Source organism: [Lactobacillus] timonensis, from assembly GCF_900240275.1.
Lineage (GTDB): Bacteria > Bacillota > Bacilli > Lactobacillales > Lactobacillaceae > Limosilactobacillus > Limosilactobacillus timonensis.
Map to the genome: position 1 here is coordinate 1,257,018 of NZ_LT964761.1, position 21,079 is coordinate 1,278,096.

Sequence of the window (21,079 nt, forward strand, 5' to 3'; positions counted from 1 at the left end):
TGACAAGCTAGCTACTCATTCATCAAGTTTGATTTGCAGGCCAGCGGGTTGCTGATTTGCTAATTCTTGTTGGGCCACTTGCTCACTGTTGTGTTCTACCGCAATGTCATAGTAGCGGCACTTAAAATCGACAACATCCATGGTTGCCTTGAGCGCATCTAATTCGGCTGATAATGATTTTCGCAGCCGGTAAAACATGGCTTGGCGCTGCGGCAGTGTTTTATCTCCCTGACGACACCACTCAATGAATTGTTTGATTTCCTTAATTGACATTCCCGTTTTCTTGAGACAGCCGATCATGTTGATGGTTTCTAAATTGTCACGGGTAAACACTCGCTGACCGCTTCTTGTTCTCTGCAATCCCGGAATTAATCCCTGCGTGTCATAGTAACGAATGGTAGGGATGCTTAAGCCAAATTGATGAGCCACTTGGCCAATACTGAAGGTTTGTTGATAAGTGTCAGTTGCCATTAAAAACACTCTCCCTTTTTGCTTGCCCTCAAGTGAGGTTGAGGAATTATACTGCTGGTAGTTTAACATATTCAAACAGGAGAGGATAAGTAATGCGAAAAGGACGTTTTTGGGTTTCACTACTGTCATTCATATTGGTAATAGTTTGTGGCGTTGGCTTTGTCTACCGCGCTCAAGCGGCTCGCCACTATGTCAACTCCACGACCCCCACGTTCTTTATTCACGGTTGGGGGAGTAGTTATCATGCAGAACAACACATGGCTAACGCTGCCAAACGAGCAGGGGTAACAAAAACAATTATCTGGGCAAACATTGCTAAGGATGGCCAGGTGACTTTTCATGGTCATATTAAACAGGGAGCGCGTAACCCAATTATTGAGGTTAATCTTGCTGACAATAAGCAGATGTCATACAAAAAAGATGGCGAATACGTCTTTAAAGTTATCAGTGCTGCTAAAAAGAAGTGGGGCTTTTCCACGATGAACCTGGTTGGTCACTCTATGGGGAATTTAGGTATTATGTACATGTTGCGTGACTATCCTAACAGCTCACAGTTGCCGACTCTTAAAAAGCAGGTCGCCATCGCGGGACACTTTAACGGCGGGATTGGTTTTGGTTACCCGAAGGGGTCACGGATTGATCAGAGTGGAAAACCATCCGTTGAAGAAGAGCACTTTACTGAGCTCAAGGACTTACGAAAAACTTACCCGACGACTGCGCGAGTATTGAACCTGTATGGTGACCTTCAAGATGGTTCGCATTCTGACAGTGAGATTCCTGTCAATTCAGCGAAGTCACTGAAGTACCTGGTTGCTCAGCGGGCAAAGTCATACCAAGAAAAGGAGTTCTTTGGCAAACGAGCTCAGCATAGTAAGTTACACAGTAACCGGCAGGTCGACCGGGTACTGATTGACTTTCTCTGGGGTAAATAATGACGATAAAGCAGCATAATTGCCGCTTTTTTATTTACGCTTCCCATGTTATAGTTAACATATGTTATTTATGACATAAATAGGAGTGAATAGATTGAATTATGGATTAATTATTCTGACCTTTATCAGTGTGAACCTGGACTTTTTTGTGATGATGTTGTTTCTCTTACGCAAGTATCGTTTTACTGAAGTGCTGGGTGGTTACTTGCTGGGAACTATTCTATTAGTTACTATTAGTTTCGTCGCAGGACGTTTTTTAAGTTCAATTTTTCCAGAATGGGTTCTCGGGATACTAGGCTTTCTGCCCCTGTGGCAAGCACTGAGTAAAGATGAGGATAGTAATAGTAGTCCACTTGTTAAAGGAATTGGTGGAGTTTTTGTCACCTACTTGTCAGTTTGTGCTGGTTGCAACCTATCACTCTTTTTACCAGTTTTGGTAAATCAGTCAGCTGGTACTTTCTGGCAGCTAATTTTATTAGTGGTGGTAATTACCGTGGCAGCAGTTTTTCTAGTAGCTGGGCTCGGTTCTCTACCAGTGGTTGGCAAGGTTATGGACAAGTGGGGTGAACCGTTGATGAGGGTTTGCTACATAATTGTTGGTTGCTACGTGATTTACGACGGTGGCTTATTTTCTCATCTGCTACAATGGTAAGAAGAAACTTATTGAGGGGATGAACAGGTTGGCAAAGAAAGTTGCTGACATTAAGCTCATTGATGAATCGCACCTGCTCGCAGCTGAGCAAAATTTTAAGTTATTGAGTAACCCGACGAGGATGCAAATGCTAGTTGTTTTAGAGAAACGTGAGCTAACCGTTAAACAATTGGTGGAGCTCCTGAACGTGGAACAGTCAGTAGTTTCGCACCAACTAGCTACTTTGCGTCAGCATCAGCTAGTTAGTTGTCAGCGACGGGGTAAAAATAATTGTTATCGCTTAGACGATCCCCATATTTTGGATGTCATCAATGAGATGTTGGACCATGTTGACCATGTTATGAGGGGAAAACCACATGGTAAATAATCTCTTGGGACATTAGTAAAAAGATGTGGTCACCAGTGCTCCTTGGACGCTGGTGGCCACTTTTAATTATTGATGTTCCACAAAAACAAGCCGATCATTGGTGGAACGCTGCTTATCGTAGGCAAAACCTAGTTCATGAAATTCTTTGACGGTTTCGAGAGAAGTGGCCGCCTGTTCGGCTAAGTAGCGGACCATTCGGCCACGGGCCATTTTAGCGCGGGTAGTTACTTGACAAAAACGACCGTCATGGAGGCGGCCAAAGCGGCAGGTAACAATCCGGAGGCCAGACTGTGGGTGAGAAGTGATTGCTTTGGAATACTCATTGGAAGCGAGGTTCAAGACTAGGTTACTTTCAGTTGCTAACTGACGAGCTAATCGGTCACCCCAAAACTGATAGAGGTTCTTGGCTAAACCCACTTGGAGACGGTCTCCCATCCCTAACCGGTACTGAACCACTCCATCATTGGGGCGGAGGAGGCCATAAAAACCCGATACAATTCTGAGATGAGAATTGAGGTAAGTCAGTTGCTCGTCGGTAAAGACGCCGGCTCCCATGTGCTGGTATTGGAGGCCGGTGAAGGCGAGGAGAGCTGGGGTTAGCTGTCTTGTCAGGTCGAGTTTGAACAACCACTGGTAATTAGGGCGGGCAATCCGTTCGCTACAATTCCACCATAGTTGCCGCGCCTGGGAGTAGGTTAACTTTCGCATGGCCTCGAGAATTTGGCGGGTAAACGGTAAGAAAAGGGGGAGCTGACCGACGGGCAGTGAATCGGTATCGGTGGTCATTTTTCTTGCTGGCGCGATGATAATCTGCATATTCGAAGAACTCCTTTTTTACTGTTTGCCGTGTAAAGAAAAATTAACGTTTAAGAACAGCTATTTCGCGTACAATACTTATTATAACGGATAGGGGGAAATGAGATGACTTTACGTCGCAAGGTATTTCATTTATTAACTGCGATGAGTGCTGCTTTTCTTGTTGGCACCACGAGTTTAACGGCAGTCGTTGCTGCTAGTAAACGTGATGATAACATCGTTTCTGGCAAGAGTACTCACGCAAAAGTTGGCCAATACGTCAACGCCAAGGCGGCGGTGACCATTGATGCCAAAACTGGGCGAATTCTGTATAACCAAAATGGCCAGCAAAAGATGCCAATCGCTTCAGTTATCAAAATATTGACGTTAGCGGTGATTGAACAGGACGTAGCTAGTGGTCATTTATCGTGGAACCAACGGGTGAAAATTAATAAGCCGGTAGCCAAAATTGCTAACGATTGGCACTTTTCCAACGTTGAATTAGACGCCGGTCATCGTTACACAATTCGCGAACTAGCTGAATCAATGATGATCGTTTCTGCTGACGGGTCGGCGGCCGCGTTAGCTATTGCGGATGCCGGTAGCACCGCCAAATTTAACCAGAAAATGCAGGCGGTAGCGCGTAAAGCGGGAGTGAAGGACGCCAAGATCTACAACATGATTGGCTTGGATAATGGATCCCTTGGCAAACTAAAACTCAAGGGTGTTCCTAATTCAGCTGAAAACCAGCTTTCGGCCCTGGACGTGGCAAAGATCTCTCGCTACTTAATTCGTCATTATCCGCAAAGCTTATCGATCACCAAGGGGAACCATGTTAATTTTCGGGCAAACGATCACCAGCAATACGACCTTGTTAATATCAATATGATGTTATCAGGAAACCCACTAGCCCCGGTAGGCTGGGACGTTGATGGTCTCAAAACGGGAACGACTGATAAAGCCGGTAACTGCTTTGCTGGGACGGAGAAAGATGGCAGCAAGCGTTATATCACGGTTGTTTTAAATGTTCAGGGAAATTATAACGCGCAGTTTACCGAAACGATTAAGATGCTTCAGGATGTAAGCGGGAAGACCATTACGACCCAACAAACGACGCAGGATAACCAGCAGGCATCAAATAATGGTTCCCTTCAGCCACAACAGTAAAGGATCGTCCGTTGTCGGCATGTTTGCAAAGCTATATACTATATAATAGAAATGTGATTATTTTTCGCGGGGGAAAGTGTTTCCCGGAGGAGGAAATAAAGATGGCTGAAAAGCTCGGTGAGCTGCAAGCAGCTCTGCGTAAGCCAGAATTTAATAGTCTAATGTATTCAGGGTTATTTGCTATTAGGATGGAAACCCACCGTATTTTAACTGATGGGCGTGCCAGTCGTTACCCATACCCAGCGAAGTTAAGTTCACGACGTACCCACATGTACTTAACGACGGATATTTCCGATAACATGATGGAATTAAAGGGGACTCCACAACATGGGAGTGCTGATGCTGTTCGCCAGCTAGACCTTCTTCAGCAGGCACTCTATAGCTCACTACAGCCGGAAGAGCGGTTATGGCCGCTGAGTTTACCGCCAAAGCCCGTTTATGATAATGATCTTGACTTTTTGGCTCACCATTCTACCCGCTATTGGATTTCTAACTACAATACCTACCTGGTAAAAAAATACGGGATTAAGCGCCAGCTGATTGCTGGGGTCCGGGTGAACTATAGTCTTCATAATGACCTGGTAGAGAAAATGTACCAAGAGTTGTACTACGATCAGTATGATAATCTGGCTGAGTTTAAAAACCATCTCTACTTCAAATTAGCCCAGTTCTTCTACCTCCACCGCTGGCTATTTACCTACCTTTACGGAGCAAGCCCAACGACGTCAAACGTTAAGCATGACTTGCCGGAAGGGGTCTCTAACCCGGTCCGTAGTCTTCGTTCTTCCGACGTTGGTTACACCAACCGTCCTTCCGAACAAGTTCCTTATGATTCGTTGGAACACCACGTTCAGCGACTGACTGAAATGGTGGACGATGGGACCTTTGCTAGTTTTAAGGAATTCTTTGGACCGGTGCGACTACGTGGTGATAGCCACAACTTGCCAACGGTTATTAAAAACGGGGTTAAGTTCTTGGAGTTTCGTACCTTTGACCTTGATCCGTTTGCTTTGTCCGGGATTAGTGAGGATACTCTAAACTTCCTGGAATTGCTCATGCTATACGGCTTGACAACTACTTTGCCGTCACCGATTCAAGAAGCCCTTGCAGAGGCGAAGAAGAAGAACAACGAGGTTGCTTTGCAAGATCCGCTTGAAGAACCAGAATGGTTGCATGAGCGGGCAAGTGCCTTGATGGCAAAGCTGGAACAGTTTGTCATGGAATACAATGCGCCACGCAAGTACCAACAGGCATTGCAATTTGTTCAGCGACGTCTGGAAGATCCGTCACTGACGATTGGGGGCCAAGTGGCAGATAAGCTCGCCGATGATTCATTACTGTCGTTTGGGCTCAAGATTGCTAATGATCGTTATACGGATTTCCTGCAGTTTGGTCACCCCTTGGCTGAGGAAGATGAGCGTTTCTCAACGTCGACTCACCATCTTGTGATGGCGGCAATTGAATTAGGGTTAAGCTTTAACGCTGACCAGGATCTGGACCTATCGTTTGGCGACCACCACGAGAGTTTTCCGGCAGATGTCGATCTGGAATTTCCGCATGGCGCACGTCATTACTTAATGGAAAAGTTTCCAGAAATTAAGGAAAGTTTCCACGCTGATGAAAAAGAATCTGCGGATCAGGAATAGATTATTGATTAACCAGGCGTGACGGGGGTAAAGTTCCCGGCACGCTTTTCTTTAATGGACTAAATGAGAGAGGAGAATCTGTGTGCGTAGTATTGGAATTATTGGCCTCGGTCATACCGGAATTTTGCTTGCTAACTTGTTAGTTGCCCAGGGAGCAGTTGACCAACTAGTACTAATCGACCAGGATGACCAGCGAACTAACGCGGTGGCAGCTGATTTGGCAGACGCCTTACCGGCAAGCCAGCCACAAATCATACAACAAGATTACATGGCATTGAAAAACACAGACATTATCATCATTGCCGCTGGTGATGCCAGCAAGCTAAGCACAGGACGGTTCGCGGAACTGTCCGCCAATGCGGCAATGATCCGCCGTTTAGCAAAGCAAATTCAGCAAAGCGGTTTTACCGGTGTTTTGCTAAATCTTAGCAATCCCAACGAAGCGACAACGGCATTATGGCAGCAGAAACTAGCATGGCCAACGCGGCGTGTAATTGGGACTGGGACCCTTTTAGATACCCAACGAGCAAAAGTTGCGGTGGCTCGACAGGCCCACCTTCACCCAACGGCTGTTGAAGGATTTATTATTGGTCAGCATGACGGGCGATTAGTTTTCCCATGGTCCACCTGGAATGTTAACGGTCAGCCAATGCCTGCTGCAATTAATGGTCATTCTTTGGATCAGCACCAATTAGCGATAAAATCGCGAGAAAGCAGTTGGTTGACAGTTAATGGTCTGGGATATGATGCTACTGGAATTTGTTTTGCTGCTTTGCGGGTGATCAAAGCGGTGATGTCAGATAGTGGTAAAATTCTACCGATTGCCGTCTATCATCCCCAGTTTAAGACCTACCTTTCATACCCAGTGGCTGTTGGTCGTCAAGGAAGCGGAATCTTCAACTTACTCAAATTGTTGCCAGTCGAAGAAGAGCAGCTGACCGTGGCTGCAACATCAATTAGTGATCAGGTAGCTAGTCAGCGGTAAATAAAAATGGTGGCAGAAGTCGTTGCGACTCCTGCCACCATTCTTTTGGCTCTTTGTCAATCGGTACTGATAGCTAATTTTGACCAGTTCAAGCAACTAGTTTGCTTGGGCTGGTTTTTCTTGTGATTATGGGTGCCTGAACCATGATGTGCGAATTTTTTAATGCTATTAGTATGCGAATCCGGAACCGGAAAAAGTTGCGAAAACCATAAGCCGTCCGTTTGATTACTTTGATTTTGTTATTAGTACCCTCAATGGGACCATTAGTTAACTGGTATTGAAAGCTCCTGATGATTTCTTCCTGGTGTTGCCGTAAAGTCCGCTGGACTTTTTGTAATTGTTTAGGCAGATTAGTGAGTTTGCGTTGTAAGAGTGCCGTTAACTCTGCTGCTTGACCTTGATCCACTGCCTCTATCAAAGTTTGGTAGTAGTCATAAGCTATTTGCAATTCGGGTGACATGGACAAAAGCCGATCAATGACCTCACTATCAGACAACCAGGCGCCACGAAAGTTGCGCCGTGGATAGTGGTGAATATTATCTAAATGAGCGATTTTTTGTAAAAGTAACTTCCAGAAACGCTTTAAAACGCGATACTCGTGGGTGCCATGACCATAACGATTCATTACTTTAATCCGCACCGCTTGAAGTGCCCGATACGCCTGGGCAACGATATGAAAATGATCGGCAATAATTCGGGCATGAGGAAAGAGTTCCTTGATTAAGCTCCGGTAAGGTTGATAAAGGTCGACGACAATCAAACGGACAGCACATCGGGCCCGCCGGGTAAAGTGACGATAAAAGTATTGCTTTAAATAACGCGAGTTCCGGGATTTAATAATATCGATGGTGCGATGATTAGTCGGATTCATTAAGAGCATGCTCATCCCACTATCAGCGAATTGGCCTGACTTGAAGTCATCAAAAGCAATCGTTGCCGGCAGCCAATCTTTCTCAGGAACAAAGGTGTTTTCTAGCGTATCGATGGTTCTGGCAACGGTACTAGCAGACACGTAATAGTTATGGGCTAACTCTTTCTGTGAAATATTACGGTGAAGGTCTTTGATAATGAATTGCTTCACGTTATTAGCAATCCGACAGCCGCGGCTAATGCCTTTAATCGTGGCGATTTTCGTCACGGTTTGCGGACATTTAGTGGACGGCTTACAGATATACTGCTGTTTTTTAATCATGAGAATGGTCTTTACACCAGCGACCGACAGGGCGGTAATGACTACTGGGCGATGACGAAAACCATTCTTCAACATCGGGCGTCCACAAACAGGACAACGACATTCACCAGTCTTGACCAAATGAATGATTTTGGTTTGGTCATCAATAGTCTCAGCCCCTTCTTTATCCAGCTGAAGCCCTGGGTCTTGGATTCCGGTTAAAAAGTTGATATCATTAGTCATGAGGATTAATTTCCTTTCTGGAGGACAATCACCACGATTTAGGCTTTGGGGTGATTGTCCGTTTTTTTATTGTCATCATAAACGAAAAACGGTACCGATGGAAAAGTCCATCAGTACCGAATAGTGTAGAACCATTCTTTTTAGCCATGATAGTGACGATAATCCGGGGCGTGGTAATTGTTCATGAAGTTAAGGAGCTGATTCAAGCTGTCAGTGAAGTACAGGCTATCCAGGTAACTTTGTTCTAAGAAACCCTTTTCGTGCATCTTGTAAAACATTGCTTTCAGCGGGTCATAGTAACCATCAACGTTGTAGAAAGCGGCCGGTTTATGATTATCGCCGATGGTTGTCCAGGAAGCAGCTTCACTAATTTCTTCGAGGGTACCAACTCCGCCGGGGAGGGCAACCATCCCGTCACCCAGCTTCATCATTTGTTGTTTGCGAATGTCCATGGTTGGGACAACTTCGAGGGTGGTCAGGTTGTCGAGCGCTGCTCCACGGTCACGGAGTTCGGTTGTAATGACACCGTGAACGGTGCCGCCATTATCCATAACCGCCCGGGCAATGGTTCCCATGATGCCAAAGCGACCGCCACCGTAAACAAGGCTAATATCATGTTGAGCCAACTGCTGGCCAAATTCTTTTGCTGCTACCACAAGCTGTGGGTCACTACCCATGTTAGCCCCGCAGTAAACTGTTAGTGATCTAATCATTACAGACACGTTCCTTATCCAAGTGATAAAGTTATTGTATCATGGATTTTTCTTATAGCAGAGCATAGAAAAAAGTCTCCAGCTGTGTGGGGACTAAAGTAGTTAAAATGGTTTAATTGAATATGTCTGGTCGTCTGCCTCGTCGATGAACGTTGTCGGTTGATCGCCATCAGCCTTAATTGTGATGTGGTAACCAAAGCGGTCGAGGTAAACTAGTTCTTGACTGTCGACGTGTTGAACCGTTGCCGGAAAGAGCTGACTGTCAATACTCATTTTGAGGTCTGGCGTAATTGTCAGCCGGTGAGTACGATTACGTTGCCGGTCATAATATTGCCATGAACCAGCGTAGAAGAGGGGGAGTGAACGGGCAGGCTGTTTTTTGGCATGATTAAAACCCAGGGTACTGCTGATCCCCGCAATTAATCCCGCACCAAAAAGCAATGTTCCCTGTTTCCGCATTGATTTCATTCTCCTTATCAATTTATTTATCGTACTCATGATTATTTATTTCACCTTATCAGCTTATGTAACTTTATTATACACAGTTAATATTAGGGGAAAGTTTCAATTCTGTTAAAACATTGAAATAATTGTTAGAATAAGGGGGATTTAAATTAAAGGAGTATTGAGAATGTTGAAGTTGGGAATCATTGGTACTCACATTATTACTGATCAGCTACTGGACGCTGCTAACAAGAGTGGTCAGTACCAGCTGACAACAGTTTACTCACGCAATATGAAGCGGGCTGAAGAATTCGGCAAGCCATACGGGGCAACAGCTTTTTATGACTCGCTGGAAAAGTTTTTCAGTGAAGGCGATTTTGATGTTGTCTACATTGCTTCTCCTAATAGTATTCACTACCAGCAGGTGCGGTTAGCAATTGAAAATGATAAGTTTGTCATTTTGGAAAAGCCAGCCCTGGTGAACCCGCATGAATTTCAGGAAATTAATAAGCTACTGACGGCTCACCCGAAGGCGCGACTGTTTGAAGCGGCACGCAATATTCACACGCCGCTGTTTAAGGCCGTTGTCAAGAAGATTAGTCAGATGAAGTTTGGCGGGGCAACAATGAATATTATGAAATACTCTTCACGAATTGATAAAGTTTACGAGGATGTCCAACCAATCCCTAACATTTTTAATCCCGAATTTGCCGGCGGAGCACTGGAAGACCTGGGCGTCTACGGAGTTTACTTGGCAGTTGCCCTCTACGGTAAGCCTGATAGTGTGAACTACCTGCCAACAATGTTAAAAACAGGTGTTGATGGCAACGGGGTCGCAACGCTGACTTATGGTGAGAGGAGTGTAACGATCGTAGTTGGTAAGACCAGCAACAATTACCTGGGAACTGAATTTTATGGTGGTCGTGATACGGTCTGGTTAGACAGTGCCTTTAACTTACGACAGGGGATTTACTATGATGACCAGAAGCAGGGGCACAAGTTTGACGTGGAAGTTGCCGATAATGATATGATTTATGAACTGCAGGACTTTGCTGAAATTATTAACAACCTGAAAGATGCTGATAAAGAAGCACAATACCAGCGTTGGCTGCAGTTGGCTGAAGATGTCAACAAGGTCATCTATGACCTGCGTCAGTCATGTGACTTGATCTTCCCGGCTGATACTAATTACTAGGAATCGTGGTGCCGTCAGAGAGCCATTCTTACTGACGACTATCCACGAGACGGCAACAACTCTGATGGCAAGTAATCAGTAGTGATTGGTAAAGTGTTGAAGCACTTGTTAAGATAAAGGGGATAAAAACAAAGGTGGTCTGAAAATGTTAAAGTTGGGCATTATTGGCACTCATATTATTACCGACCGGCTACTGGCAGCTGCTAAACAGTCTGGTGAATACCGACTGACAACAGTTTACTCGCGCCATATGGCAAGAGCGGAAGAGTTTGGTAAACAGTATGGAGCAACGGGATTTTACGACTCGCTGGAAGAATTTTTCGCCAATGGCGATTTTGACGTTGTTTACATTGCTTCACCCAATAGTATTCACTATGAGCAAGTTCGGTTGGCAATTGAAAATGACAAGTTCGTTATAGTAGAAAAACCAGCGTTTGTTAACCCTCACGAATTTAAGGAAGTTACCAGGCTACTGGCGGCTCACCCGAAGGCCCGCCTCTTTGAAGCGGCTCGTAATATCCACACGCCATTGTTTAAGGCTGTTCAAAAGAAAATCAAGCAAATGAAGTTTGGCGGCGCCACCTTGAACATCATGAAGTACTCTTCACGGATTGATAAAGTTTATGAAGGTACCAAGCCAGTGCCAAATATATTTAATCCTGAGTTTGCTGGCGGGGCCATTGAAGACCTTGGTGTTTATGGCATTAATATGATAGTCGCTCTTTATGGCAAGCCTGATAGTGTCAACTATCTACCAATGATGTTGCCAACGGGGGTTGATGGTAACGGTGTCGCAACCTTAACTTATGGCAGTAAGAGTGTCAATATCGTTGTGGGCAAGACTAGCAATAATTACTTGGGTACTGAATTTTACGGTGGTCGTGACACTGTTTGGCTTGACAATGCCATTAACCTGCGCCGGGGAATTTACTACGATGATGACAAGCAAGCCCACCCGTTTGACGTCAAAGTGGCAAACAACGACATGATTTACGAACTACAGGATTTTGCTGAGATTATGAACAACTTAAAGGATGCGGACAATGAAGCCCGGTACCAAAAATGGTTACAACTGGCTGAGGATGTCAACCAGGTGACTTATGATCTCAGGCAGTCTTGCGATTTGACTTTCCCGGCTGACACTAATTATTAGGAGTATGTTGTGAAAACAGAGTTTGAGACTCATTTTAAGGAAAAGGGTTTTACCCAATTAACTGCGATCCAAACGGCGGTCGCTAAACCGCTAGCCAGTGGGCAGTCCGTTGTCGGCATCGCTCCCACTGGTTCCGGAAAGACACTGGCCTTTACTTGGCCCTTATTATCGCAGATAACGTCAGGCAGTGGTAGCCAGCTACTGGTATTGGAGCCGTCACAAGAACTGGCGATGCAGACAACGCGCGTTATGCGCGAATGGGCATCGCTGGTGGGGTTGCACGTTCAATCACTGACTGGCGGGGCTAACGTCCGTCGGCAAATAGAAAAGCTTCGTGACCATAGTGAGGTACTGGTGGGTACTCCCGGCCGTATTTATGACTTATTAAACCGCCATCACCTGTCATTAGGTGGGATCAAGTCCATTGTCATCGATGAAGCGGATGATTTGCTCAATGACCACTCCAAGGTAGTGGTGGTGAACTTGGTTAAAGCGGCACCACGCGATTGCCAGTTATCATTCTTTAGTGCCACCACGGGGCAGGATAGGGAGGAGCTTTCTGACACTTTCCATCGTCAATTGGTAGTGTGCGACGTTCGCAAAACGGACAAGTCTCGCGGCGATGTTAAACACTATACCGTAGTTGCTCGTACGAACGCCCAAAAAACTGCTGTTTTAAAAAGACTGAGTGCGGAGCCTGGATTTTATGGATTAGTGTTCTTTAACAGTCAACGAACACTGGAATATGCTTATAACCGTCTTGTGCACAGTCACTTTGCGGTAGAGACATTAGGTGGTCGTCAACGGCAGGTACAACGACAGGCGGCCCTCCGTAGGTTTAAAAAGCACCAGGTTAAACTCCTGTTGACGACAGATGTTGCTGCCCGGGGGTTGGACATCGTTAAACTACCGGCGGTCATTAACTTTGACTTGCCAACTCACGCTGACCAGTATATTCACCGTGTTGGGAGAACGGGGCGTCAGGGACAACCCGGGAGTGTTTATAACCTGGGGGATGATCATGATTTTCGTGACTTACGGAAGACCCTGGTCACAACTGATTACCAGCTGACAAAATGGTCTTTTTCTAATGAAGGAACAACAACGGTTCGCCGCCAGCAAAAAGAATCGGGTCAACATGTTTCTTCTGCCAAGCAGCGAAAGGTTGGACGGCGGAATACCCCAGAGAAGAAACGAAAAAAGCACAAAAAAAATCGTCATTTCAAGAATAAGGGAATGCGGTTTAAGCACCGTCGAAAGGCGCAAGAAACTCAGCAACGTTCATAATTGAGATTGTTGAACTTTACATTAGCGGGCATCAATGCGATAATATTTGAGATTTGGTCCCATAGCATAACTGGATAGTGCATCCGCCTCCTAAGCGGTCGATTCCGGTTCGAACCCGGATGGGACCATTTCTCAGTATTAAAAGCCGTCAGCACAAACTGAAGTGCTATAAAAAAGTTGGACACTTTACTAACTTTTAAAGATTGGAATGATATCGAATATATTGATTCGGTGTCATTCCTTTTTTATTTGCTGAAATTCGTACGTTGTTGTACCAATAGATGTATTGCTCAATGACAGTTTTAAATTGCTGAAATGAAGTGATCTTTATCCGATTCAAACACTCGCGTTTTAACAAGTGGCAGATTGCAAGAAATAACTTGAACGAATTTAGTGACGTAGATTAAGCAAGAAGATATCGATTGGTGTGTGCCAGTTAAGACATTTAAGTGGTCGGGAATTCAGATACCAATTGATTTGAACCAGCTGGCGATCGCTCAGCTCTTCAATGGCTTGTCCCTTGGGAATAAACCGTCGCAAAACTCGATTACGGTTCTCATTACTACCGCGTTCGTGCGGTGAATAGGCATGGGCAAAGTAAACCTGAGTACCCGTTAGCTGTTCAATTGCCTGATAGTTAGCGAACTCTTTCCCATGATCCACGGTAAGCGTCTTGAGCTTGTCTTGAAGTTGACTAGCTAGTTCAAGTACGGCTTGAGTCATGGACTGACTGTCGCGACCATGGAGCCGTTTAACAATTGTCAGGCGACTCTTACGCTCCACAAAAGTCGCCACAGCTTGACCTTTACGTTTGCCAGAAAGTACGGTATCAGCTTCAAAGTGGCCGAATTCTTGGCGAGTTTCGACTTTATGAGGACGCTCCTCAATGGAGCGGCCGTGACTGAACGTACCACGCTTTTCTTTAGCACGATGACGACGAATTCCATGATCAGGCAAATCGGGTAACTGTACATCAAGCCATCCTTGATCAATCCAGTTATAGACCGTCTTGTAGGCAATACCAACTACATGGGCAACTTGTTCAGGGGACCACTTCTGGACTTGAATCTTTTCCTCAATCAAGTGCTTAAGGCTTTTAGTAAGCGAAGACTTCCGCCCCCGTTGACTAACCTTGCGTTCAAAGTCAGTTTGCGCTAGTTCAGCTTGATACCCACTATTTAGCCGGTGAAGTTCGTTAAAGATGGTGGTCTTACTAAAGCCTAAGTAGTTAGCGATGTATCGCAAGGAACGTCCTTCATTATGAAGCGTTTCAATGACAACACGGTTCTGGAATGATAAAATAGTGGTGCTCATCAAGGCCCTTCTTTCTAATGGATTGTGTGGTAACACCATTAAAGACCTTGATGGGTTTTTCTGTCCACTTAAATGTTCAACTTAAATTTTACAATCTGCCAAGTTAAAAAAGCTTTCGGCTGGTGAGTTATCTAAGCAATTTCCTTTACGGGACATCGACTGAGTAATTCCGTGTTGACGTAATAAAATTTGATACAAGTGGTGTTGATACTGCCATCCTTGATCTGAATGCATGATGGAGTTACTACGTTGTGGCAGTTTATTAAATAAACTTGCCAACATAGTGCTAACTAATTTCATATTAGGATGAGTTGAGGTCGCGTAAGCGACCACGGCACCACTGGCCTCATCAATGACTGGTGATAAATAGCCTTTGACCTGTTCATTAATAGAAATTTGTGTGATATCTGTATGTAGAACTTGATATGCTTTTTGTGCATTAAATTGCTGATGTAAGTAATTAGGGGCAACCTTGCCCACATGACCACGATATGAATGATAGTGACTCTTGGCTGAGTACACAGTTACCTTTAATCCCATGCTAGTCATTAATCGACGCACTGTTTCTTGACAATATGTGAAGCCTTTCTTGATGAGACAATACCAAATTCGGCGATAACCGTAGGTTTCCTGACTACGTTTAAATTGCTTCGCAATTTCCTGCTTTACCTGATGATACTTATCGATACGCTTTGCGGCTTTAAGACGTTCATAGAAGGTGGATCGTGGAATACCAAAATATGTTAACAACTTAGATAATGGGTACTTAGCCCTAAGATCTTGGATCGCTAGTGCTTGTTCTTTCCGCGCTGCTGTCTTAGGGCTTGTAATTTTTTTAAGATGTCGATCTCCATTTCTTGATCGGCGATCTTAGCTTCCAGATCGGCAATTTTTTGCCTATATTGTTCTTCTTTAGTAGGCTTGATTTTATATTTGTTAATCGTTTTATGTTTGTTCATAGTTTTAGCTGGTCGACCCTTAGGCTTTGACCGAAGGCCGACGATCCCTTCATTTTTATATTTACGATACCATGAATAAACTTGTGTGCGATTCAAATTAAATTTCGCAGCTACTTTATCTATGCTTAACTCGTGAGTACGGTAGTAAGTGATTACCTGAAGTTTATAATCAAGTGAATAAATACGATGGCTCCTCTTGGGAGCCAAACTCTCATAACCACATGCTTGAACATCCTGTACCCATGCCATTAAGCTATGGTTGGAAGAAATGCCATATTTCTGACAAACTAATGAATAGTCATGACTTTTGTTCAAGTAGTCTTGAACTGCTCTAACTTTAAATTGATATGAATATTTAGACATAAAAATACCCCAGAATTGTTAGATTCGTGTCTAACAATTCTAGGGCACTTCAANCTGACAAACTAATGAATAGTCATGACTTTTGTTCAAGTAGTCTTGAACTGCTCTAACTTTAAATTGATATGAATATTTAGACATAAAAATACCCCAGAATTGTTAGATTCGTGTCTAACAATTCTAGGGCACTTCAAACTGCTGACGGCTTTTAATACTTCATAATTATTTATTTGAATGCTGAGCCCACTTAAGGCCAATGCCGGTCCAACCACTGGCAATAGAAAACAGCGGTGACAGAAGGCTAAAGAAAGTAAAGGGCAGGAAGTGTAAAACTGGAACGTTGAGTGTTGCTGCGGCAAAAGAACCGGCGACACCCCAGGGAATCAAGTAGTTAATTACTGAGCCCCCGTCCTCGAGTACCCGTGATAGCGCCAGTGGATCCAACCCTAGTTTGAAGAACGGTTCCTTGAAGGCCCGACCAGGGAGGATAACTGATAGGTATTGTTCACCAATGAAGACGTTCACGCCAATTCCAGATAAAATGGTCGCGGTGATTAACCGGCCTGGGTTCATCAGGTGTTTAATTAACGGGTTGAGTGCCGTTTGAATGACGTGGAACTTCATTAGTACCCCGCCCAGTGAAAGGGTCATAACAATTAGGCTGACAGTTCCCATCATGCTAGAAATTCCACCACGGCTGAGGAGAGCATTAACTGACTGGTCGCTAGTGTGGGCCACAAACCCGTCGGTAATCAAGTTAACAAGTGCCTTCAGTGAGTAGTGCGGCTGACTGCAGAAGATCATGATAACAGCCGTGAAGATGTTAATAAATAACGTGGGAATAGCAGGAATCTTTAACCAGGCACAGGCAAACATTAAGATGATCGGTAGCGCAGCCCACCAGCTGATAGTAAAGGAATGGTTTAAGACAGCAACCGTTTTAGCAACGTGGTTCGCGGCCAGTGATTCATGGTGACCACCGAGAATCCAGAAAAGTATTAGTGAGATGATCCAGGCAGGAATTGTTGTCCACATCATGTTTTTGATGTGCTTGAAGAGGTCACTGCCGGCAACTGCTGAAGCGAGGTTAGTTGAGTCAGAAAGTGGCGACATTTTATCGCCAAAGATGGCTCCCGACAGGATGGCCCCCGCAATAAGCGCATCATTGACGTGCATGGTGATCCCCATTCCTAGTAAGGCAATGCCAATAGTAGAAATAGTGGTAAACCCACTCCCGATGGAAACCCCGATTAATGAGCAAACGATGAACACAGATGGGACGAAGAAGCTTCCGCTGATCAGTTTAAAACCCAGAACCATGATGCTGGGAATGATTCCAGCTTTAATCCACACGGCGATTAGCGCCCCGATTAACAGGAAAATAAAGATAGGAATAATCGCTGTACCAATTCCTTCTTTGATCCCATCATGGATATCGTCCCAACTGGCTCCCCGGATTTTAGCCCAGAAGACAATTAAACCAACCGTGAAAAGAACTGGGATTTGTGGGCTGAGGCCAAGATGGATAACGGACGTTCCCAAAATAATCAGCATCAGTAACAGGACAATTATGGCTTCGGTAAAACCAATTTTTTTCATTTTCCTTCCTCCTCGCAATAAAAAAACCGTCAATCGCAACGCGACTGACGGGACGATGAATACCGTGGTACCACCCGACTGACGGCTAAGCCGCCAACTCTTACCGGAAGATAACGGGCCCGATCATAACCGAATCAACATGATCGTCACGGTATTTCGTAGCGGGCGCCTGATCAGCTTTCACCAGCCGCTGACTCTCTTACGCTTAACACTCGTTACTACTTCGACGAAATTGATTGCTGAAATAATAACGTAAAAGCCGGTGGTCGTCAATAGCAAAATTAAAAAATGATGAGAATTCCTTAAAAAACTTGAGTCGACAGATTCTGACCGCGATAATACCAGTGAGGTGTTTGAGATGACGACAATTAATAACTATCAACAGGCGCTTGCTTTTATTCACGGACGAACCAAGTTTAAAAAGGTGCCAACACTGGACCGGATGCGGCTATTTTTAAAGATGCTTGGTAATCCGCAGACTAGTCTTCGTTATCTGCACGTTACCGGGACGAACGGCAAAGGATCAGTTGTAGCAATGATGAGGGAAATTTTGATGGCTCACGGCTTGAGTGTAGGAACATTTACCTCGCCCTTCATTACTCGTTTTAACGAGCGGATTGCCATTGATGGTAAACCAATTGCAGATGACGACCTCGTGAGGATTACGTCCCGCGTTGCTGCGGTGGTGGACACATTGGACCAGCAGCTAGCTAGCGGGGGACCAACAGAGTTTGAAATTGACACTGCGATTATGTTTTGTTACTTTGCTGAAATCCAACCCGATGTGGTCATTTTAGAAGTGGGGATTGGCGGAACTTACGATTCGACCAATGTCATCACTAACCCGTTGGCAACGGCGATCACTAGTGTGGGTTATGACCACATGAAGTACTTGGGGCCGACGCTTGCAGACATTGCCCAGCAAAAAGCGGGGATTATGAAAGACGGCCGGCCAATGGTGGTTGGCAAACTACCAGCAACTGCAATGACAGTCGTCAGAAAAGCTGCTGGCGACCACCATGTGCAGTTACTACTGTCGGGAGCGGATTTTGCTGTCAAGAGTCTTCAGGATGGTGCGCTTTTTCCGATGATCAACTACCAGAGTGATGATCTAACGCTTTCCAAGGTAACCTTATCGCTGGCCGGTGAATACCAGGTGGAAAATGCTGGGGTAGCAGTTACCCTAGCCCTCCTCGCTTTGTCAAAGATTGGCGTCCCGGTTGATAAACGTGCGATCATTCAAGGCTTAACGACCACGCACTGGCCAGGGCGGATGGAATTAGTGAATTCATCGCCAGCTGTTATTTTAGACGGTGCCCATAACCTTCCTGGTATTCAAGCACTTTGTCAAACGATCGCTGATGATTTTGCCGACCGGGATGTTTACTTGCTGGTAGCTATTCTGGCTGATAAGCAGTATGAGGCCATGCTGGGCGAACTGGCTGCGTTACCTAATGTTCATTTAACTGTGACACGATTCGCTGGTCCGGGCAAGAAGCGGCCCAGTGCAGATTTAACTGCCACTTTAGCGCAGTTACGGACCCATTATCCGGCCCAAGAGGTTGATAATTGGCAAACCGCTTTTGTTGACATTGCGCACCGGCTTTCAACAGATGATGTGTTTATTATTACCGGCTCACTTTACTTTATCTCTGACGTTCGTCACCTGATGATGGATTAGTTAGAAACGATTGGACCTCCCGTACTTAATTGGCAGGGAGGTTTTATTTAATGAACAAAGAAACGACCACGTTTGACCAATTGCTGACTGCATCACTCCAATACGCTGATAACGCTGATCGATTGAGAGAACTGTTTATCAAATCTTGTCCAACACCAGGAGATTTCAAGCGGTTGAGTTTAGATGAGGAAAACGACTTGCTGGTGGAATCACGCGGACAGCTAGGACCGTTGTTGGCCGCAATGCGGCTTGGCCAGTTGACGCTGACTAGTCAACCAATTACATACGGAACGGCTTATTCCAGCAGTGCCTTAGGAGAGGCAATGGTAGACAGGTTGGCTAGTGAGGCTTGTGAGATGGTAGTGATTGCTTGTACTGATGTTCACAATGAAATTATTGCTCTTGAGACCCTTTTCAAGGGTGGACAGGCGGAATGTCATGTTTACCCGGAGGAAATTCTTCGTTATGCGTTAAAGAATGGTGCGCACGGCTTGATTATGATACACAATCACCCGAGCGGTAAGCCCACACCATCTGGTTGCGACCTCAAATTGATGAAACGACTTCAATCAGCTTGTTCCATTGTCGGCTTGCAATTACTTGATTGTTTAATTACAGGACGAGAAGACTACTATTCGATGCGTGAAACGGAAAGTAACAGTTGCGTAGCTGGATAGTTTAAGATTTGCTTACCTTCCGCAATAAGCAGTGAGCTTTCGGAGAGAAAGTTGTATAGTATGACTGTTAATTGGCTAAATGCCTATGTTATAATGACAAAGATATTGATCTGACTACTAAACCATGAATAGTTAACGAAGGGAAGAAACACATTGCTAGGAATGGGAAATAAAAATATTGGCATTGACCTCGGTACTGCTAATACAATTGTTTACATCGAAGGTAAGGGAATTGTGCTGCGCGAACCATCCGTGGTTGCTCGCAACACCAAGACTAACGAAGTGATTGCCGTGGGTGAAGAAGCACGAGATATGATCGGGCGGACACCTGCCAGCATTACCGCCATTCGGCCAATGAAGGATGGGGTAATCGCCGATTATGACACGACGGTTGCCATGATGCAGTACTACATGAACAAGGCGCTGGGAAAGAATGCTGGCAAGCCTTATGTGATGGTCTGTGTTCCGACTGGCATTACCGAAGTAGAAAAGCGGGCCGTTATTGATGCTACTCGTGTTGCTGGTGCGCGTGACGCCTACGTCATTGAAGAACCATTTGCGGCTGCAATCGGTGCTGGTCTTCCGGTAATGGATCCAACGGGGAGCATGGTTGTTGACATCGGTGGTGGAACGACTGATGTGGCGACAATTTCTCTTGGCGGGATTGTTTCCAGCCGTTCCATTCGAATGGCTGGCGATAAGATGAATGATGCCATCGCCCAGTTTGTTCGCAACGAGAAAAACCTGTTGATTGGTGAAAGGACTGCCGAAAAATTGAAGTGGGACATTGGTTCTGCTTCTCCTGAGGCAGCTGCTGAAATGGGAACCACTGAAGTGCGTGGCCGTGACCTGGTCACTGGTTTACCAAAGACGATGGAAGTTTCAGCGGTCGACGTCTCAAAGGCACTGCAGGATGTTGTTGAACAAATTATTGCAGCAATTAAAGGGACGCTAGAAGAAACTTCACCGGAAATTGCGGCGGACGTGATTGACCACGGGATCGTTCTGACTGGTGGCGGTGCTTTACTGAAACATTTACCCGAAGTCATTGCCGATGCAACGAAGGTGCCGGTCTTTATTGCTAACGACCCGCTTGACTGTGTGGCAATTGGGACTGGTGAATCACTCAAGAGCATTGATGTTATGAAGAAAAAGTAGGCGAGGTTGAGCAGTTTGCTCAGTGAGCCGGTAATGATGGGCGGGGCTGGTTGCAAAACGCTTTGTTTTGTCCAGCCCCGTTTCAATATCTTAAGTTTTTAAGTTGGAGG

General features: G+C 45.2%; 22 protein-coding genes and 1 tRNA gene. 13 read left to right on the top strand and 10 right to left on the bottom strand.

What is annotated here, in order from left to right:
* Positions 1-15: 15 nt before the first annotated feature.
* A complete protein-coding gene (locus C1710_RS06080; protein ID WP_102281073.1) occupies positions 16-471 on the bottom strand; it encodes a MerR family transcriptional regulator in 456 nt (151 codons plus the stop codon).
* A 92-nt stretch (positions 472-563) separates the two neighbouring features.
* On the opposite strand from C1710_RS06080, the gene C1710_RS06085 reads away from it, so the two are divergent.
* The 3 genes from C1710_RS06085 (at position 564) to C1710_RS06095 (ending at position 2,422) form a co-directional block, all read left to right on the top strand.
* Positions 564-1,403, top strand: coding sequence for an alpha/beta hydrolase (locus tag C1710_RS06085; protein ID WP_102281074.1), 840 nt, complete (start codon positions 564-566; stop codon positions 1,401-1,403).
* A gap of 94 nt (positions 1,404-1,497) precedes the next feature.
* The gene (locus C1710_RS06090; RefSeq protein WP_102281076.1) at positions 1,498-2,055 is read left to right on the top strand and encodes a cadmium resistance transporter; all 558 of its coding nucleotides are present in this window, start codon (positions 1,498-1,500) and stop codon (positions 2,053-2,055) included.
* Positions 2,056-2,083: 28 nt separating this feature from the next.
* Positions 2,084-2,422: an ArsR/SmtB family transcription factor gene (locus C1710_RS06095; RefSeq protein WP_235857980.1), complete on the top strand. Its 339-nt coding sequence runs from the start codon at positions 2,084-2,086 to the stop codon at positions 2,420-2,422.
* 66 nt (positions 2,423-2,488) lie between these two features.
* Here the strand turns inward: C1710_RS06095 and yaaA are convergent, their stop codons facing one another.
* Positions 2,489-3,238 (bottom strand): peroxide stress protein YaaA, encoded by a 750-nt coding sequence (gene yaaA, locus C1710_RS06100; protein ID WP_102281080.1) that lies wholly within the window; start codon positions 3,236-3,238, stop codon positions 2,489-2,491.
* 105 nt (positions 3,239-3,343) lie between these two features.
* On the opposite strand from yaaA, the gene C1710_RS06105 reads away from it, so the two are divergent.
* The 3 genes from C1710_RS06105 (at position 3,344) to C1710_RS06115 (ending at position 7,015) form a co-directional block, all read left to right on the top strand.
* Positions 3,344-4,384 carry a D-alanyl-D-alanine carboxypeptidase family protein gene (locus C1710_RS06105; RefSeq protein ID WP_235857981.1) on the top strand — a complete coding sequence of 347 codons (1,041 nt, stop codon included), beginning with the start codon at positions 3,344-3,346 and terminating at the stop codon, positions 4,382-4,384.
* A gap of 101 nt (positions 4,385-4,485) precedes the next feature.
* Positions 4,486-6,030, top strand: coding sequence for a glutamate--cysteine ligase (locus C1710_RS06110; RefSeq protein WP_102281083.1), 1,545 nt, complete (start codon positions 4,486-4,488; stop codon positions 6,028-6,030).
* Positions 6,031-6,112: 82 nt separating this feature from the next.
* Positions 6,113-7,015 (top strand): lactate/malate family dehydrogenase, encoded by a 903-nt coding sequence (locus C1710_RS06115; RefSeq protein WP_102281084.1) that lies wholly within the window; start codon positions 6,113-6,115, stop codon positions 7,013-7,015.
* A gap of 88 nt (positions 7,016-7,103) precedes the next feature.
* Here C1710_RS06115 and C1710_RS06120 read toward each other — a convergent pair whose 3' ends face one another.
* From C1710_RS06120 to C1710_RS06130, 3 genes are all read right to left on the bottom strand, one after another.
* The gene (locus C1710_RS06120; protein WP_102279250.1) at positions 7,104-8,429 is read right to left on the bottom strand and encodes an ISL3 family transposase; all 1,326 of its coding nucleotides are present in this window, start codon (positions 8,427-8,429) and stop codon (positions 7,104-7,106) included.
* Positions 8,430-8,569: 140 nt separating this feature from the next.
* Complete coding sequence (locus C1710_RS06125; protein WP_102281085.1) at positions 8,570-9,142, bottom strand: LOG family protein; 573 nt, start codon at positions 9,140-9,142, stop codon at positions 8,570-8,572.
* Positions 9,143-9,244: 102 nt separating this feature from the next.
* Positions 9,245-9,601, bottom strand: coding sequence for a DUF4828 domain-containing protein (locus C1710_RS06130; RefSeq protein WP_102281087.1), 357 nt, complete (start codon positions 9,599-9,601; stop codon positions 9,245-9,247).
* 172 nt (positions 9,602-9,773) lie between these two features.
* On the opposite strand from C1710_RS06130, the gene C1710_RS06135 reads away from it, so the two are divergent.
* The 4 genes from C1710_RS06135 (at position 9,774) to C1710_RS06150 (ending at position 13,349) form a co-directional block, all read left to right on the top strand.
* Positions 9,774-10,781, top strand: coding sequence for a Gfo/Idh/MocA family protein (locus C1710_RS06135; RefSeq protein WP_102281088.1), 1,008 nt, complete (start codon positions 9,774-9,776; stop codon positions 10,779-10,781).
* Between the two features lie 145 nt (positions 10,782-10,926).
* On the top strand, positions 10,927-11,934 hold the full coding sequence (locus C1710_RS06140) for a Gfo/Idh/MocA family protein (protein ID WP_102281090.1): 1,008 nt from the start codon (positions 10,927-10,929) through the stop codon (positions 11,932-11,934).
* Between the two features lie 9 nt (positions 11,935-11,943).
* The gene (locus C1710_RS06145) at positions 11,944-13,221 is read left to right on the top strand and encodes a DEAD/DEAH box helicase (protein ID WP_102281092.1); all 1,278 of its coding nucleotides are present in this window, start codon (positions 11,944-11,946) and stop codon (positions 13,219-13,221) included.
* A gap of 55 nt (positions 13,222-13,276) precedes the next feature.
* Positions 13,277-13,349: transfer RNA gene (locus C1710_RS06150), tRNA-Arg, on the top strand.
* Positions 13,350-13,417: 68 nt separating this feature from the next.
* Here the strand turns inward: C1710_RS06150 and C1710_RS08535 are convergent.
* From C1710_RS08535 to nhaC, 5 genes are all read right to left on the bottom strand, one after another.
* Positions 13,418-13,579, bottom strand: a complete 162-nt coding sequence (locus C1710_RS08535) for an IS3 family transposase (RefSeq protein ID WP_408065700.1) — start codon at positions 13,577-13,579, stop codon at positions 13,418-13,420.
* A 32-nt stretch (positions 13,580-13,611) separates the two neighbouring features.
* The gene (locus tag C1710_RS06160) at positions 13,612-14,535 is read right to left on the bottom strand and encodes an IS30 family transposase (protein ID WP_102281095.1); all 924 of its coding nucleotides are present in this window, start codon (positions 14,533-14,535) and stop codon (positions 13,612-13,614) included.
* An 81-nt stretch (positions 14,536-14,616) separates the two neighbouring features.
* Positions 14,617-15,366 carry an IS3 family transposase gene (locus C1710_RS06165; protein ID WP_146002376.1) on the bottom strand — a complete coding sequence of 250 codons (750 nt, stop codon included), beginning with the start codon at positions 15,364-15,366 and terminating at the stop codon, positions 14,617-14,619.
* Positions 15,324-15,857 (bottom strand): helix-turn-helix domain-containing protein, encoded by a 534-nt coding sequence (locus C1710_RS06170; protein WP_102281098.1) that lies wholly within the window; start codon positions 15,855-15,857, stop codon positions 15,324-15,326. Before C1710_RS06170 ends, C1710_RS06165 begins: the two co-directional genes overlap by 43 nt.
* A gap of 219 nt (positions 15,858-16,076) precedes the next feature.
* Positions 16,077-17,453, bottom strand: a complete 1,377-nt coding sequence (gene nhaC / locus C1710_RS06175) for a Na+/H+ antiporter NhaC (protein ID WP_102281100.1) — start codon at positions 17,451-17,453, stop codon at positions 16,077-16,079.
* 358 nt (positions 17,454-17,811) lie between these two features.
* On the opposite strand from nhaC, the gene C1710_RS06180 reads away from it, so the two are divergent.
* From C1710_RS06180 to C1710_RS06190, 3 genes are all read left to right on the top strand, one after another.
* Positions 17,812-19,134: a bifunctional folylpolyglutamate synthase/dihydrofolate synthase gene (locus C1710_RS06180; protein ID WP_102281101.1), complete on the top strand. Its 1,323-nt coding sequence runs from the start codon at positions 17,812-17,814 to the stop codon at positions 19,132-19,134.
* Positions 19,135-19,184: 50 nt separating this feature from the next.
* Entirely contained in the window at positions 19,185-19,811 is a 627-nt protein-coding gene (locus tag C1710_RS06185; protein ID WP_102281103.1) for a JAB domain-containing protein, read from the top strand.
* A 153-nt stretch (positions 19,812-19,964) separates the two neighbouring features.
* Entirely contained in the window at positions 19,965-20,969 is a 1,005-nt protein-coding gene (locus C1710_RS06190) for a rod shape-determining protein (RefSeq protein WP_102281104.1), read from the top strand.
* The last annotated feature ends 110 nt before the right edge of the window (positions 20,970-21,079 follow it).

What these genes read in the sequence shown, in the direction of transcription:
- C1710_RS06080 (WP_102281073.1), bottom strand. Translation starts at nt 471, where the DNA reads ATGGCAACTGACACTTATCAACAAACCTTCAGTATTGGCCAAGTGGCT.
- C1710_RS06085 (WP_102281074.1), top strand. Translation starts at nt 564, where the DNA reads ATGCGAAAAGGACGTTTTTGGGTTTCACTACTGTCATTCATATTGGTA.
- yaaA (WP_102281080.1), bottom strand. Translation starts at nt 3,238, where the DNA reads ATGCAGATTATCATCGCGCCAGCAAGAAAAATGACCACCGATACCGAT.
- C1710_RS06105 (WP_235857981.1), top strand. Translation starts at nt 3,344, where the DNA reads ATGACTTTACGTCGCAAGGTATTTCATTTATTAACTGCGATGAGTGCT.
- C1710_RS06110 (WP_102281083.1), top strand. Translation starts at nt 4,486, where the DNA reads ATGGCTGAAAAGCTCGGTGAGCTGCAAGCAGCTCTGCGTAAGCCAGAA.
- C1710_RS06120 (WP_102279250.1), bottom strand. Translation starts at nt 8,429, where the DNA reads ATGACTAATGATATCAACTTTTTAACCGGAATCCAAGACCCAGGGCTT.
- C1710_RS06125 (WP_102281085.1), bottom strand. Translation starts at nt 9,142, where the DNA reads ATGATTAGATCACTAACAGTTTACTGCGGGGCTAACATGGGTAGTGAC.
- C1710_RS06130 (WP_102281087.1), bottom strand. Translation starts at nt 9,601, where the DNA reads ATGCGGAAACAGGGAACATTGCTTTTTGGTGCGGGATTAATTGCGGGG.
- C1710_RS06135 (WP_102281088.1), top strand. Translation starts at nt 9,774, where the DNA reads ATGTTGAAGTTGGGAATCATTGGTACTCACATTATTACTGATCAGCTA.
- C1710_RS06140 (WP_102281090.1), top strand. Translation starts at nt 10,927, where the DNA reads ATGTTAAAGTTGGGCATTATTGGCACTCATATTATTACCGACCGGCTA.
- C1710_RS06160 (WP_102281095.1), bottom strand. Translation starts at nt 14,535, where the DNA reads ATGAGCACCACTATTTTATCATTCCAGAACCGTGTTGTCATTGAAACG.
- C1710_RS06170 (WP_102281098.1), bottom strand. Translation starts at nt 15,857, where the DNA reads ATGTCTAAATATTCATATCAATTTAAAGTTAGAGCAGTTCAAGACTAC.
- nhaC (WP_102281100.1), bottom strand. Translation starts at nt 17,453, where the DNA reads ATGAAAAAAATTGGTTTTACCGAAGCCATAATTGTCCTGTTACTGATG.
- C1710_RS06180 (WP_102281101.1), top strand. Translation starts at nt 17,812, where the DNA reads ATGACGACAATTAATAACTATCAACAGGCGCTTGCTTTTATTCACGGA.
- C1710_RS06185 (WP_102281103.1), top strand. Translation starts at nt 19,185, where the DNA reads ATGAACAAAGAAACGACCACGTTTGACCAATTGCTGACTGCATCACTC.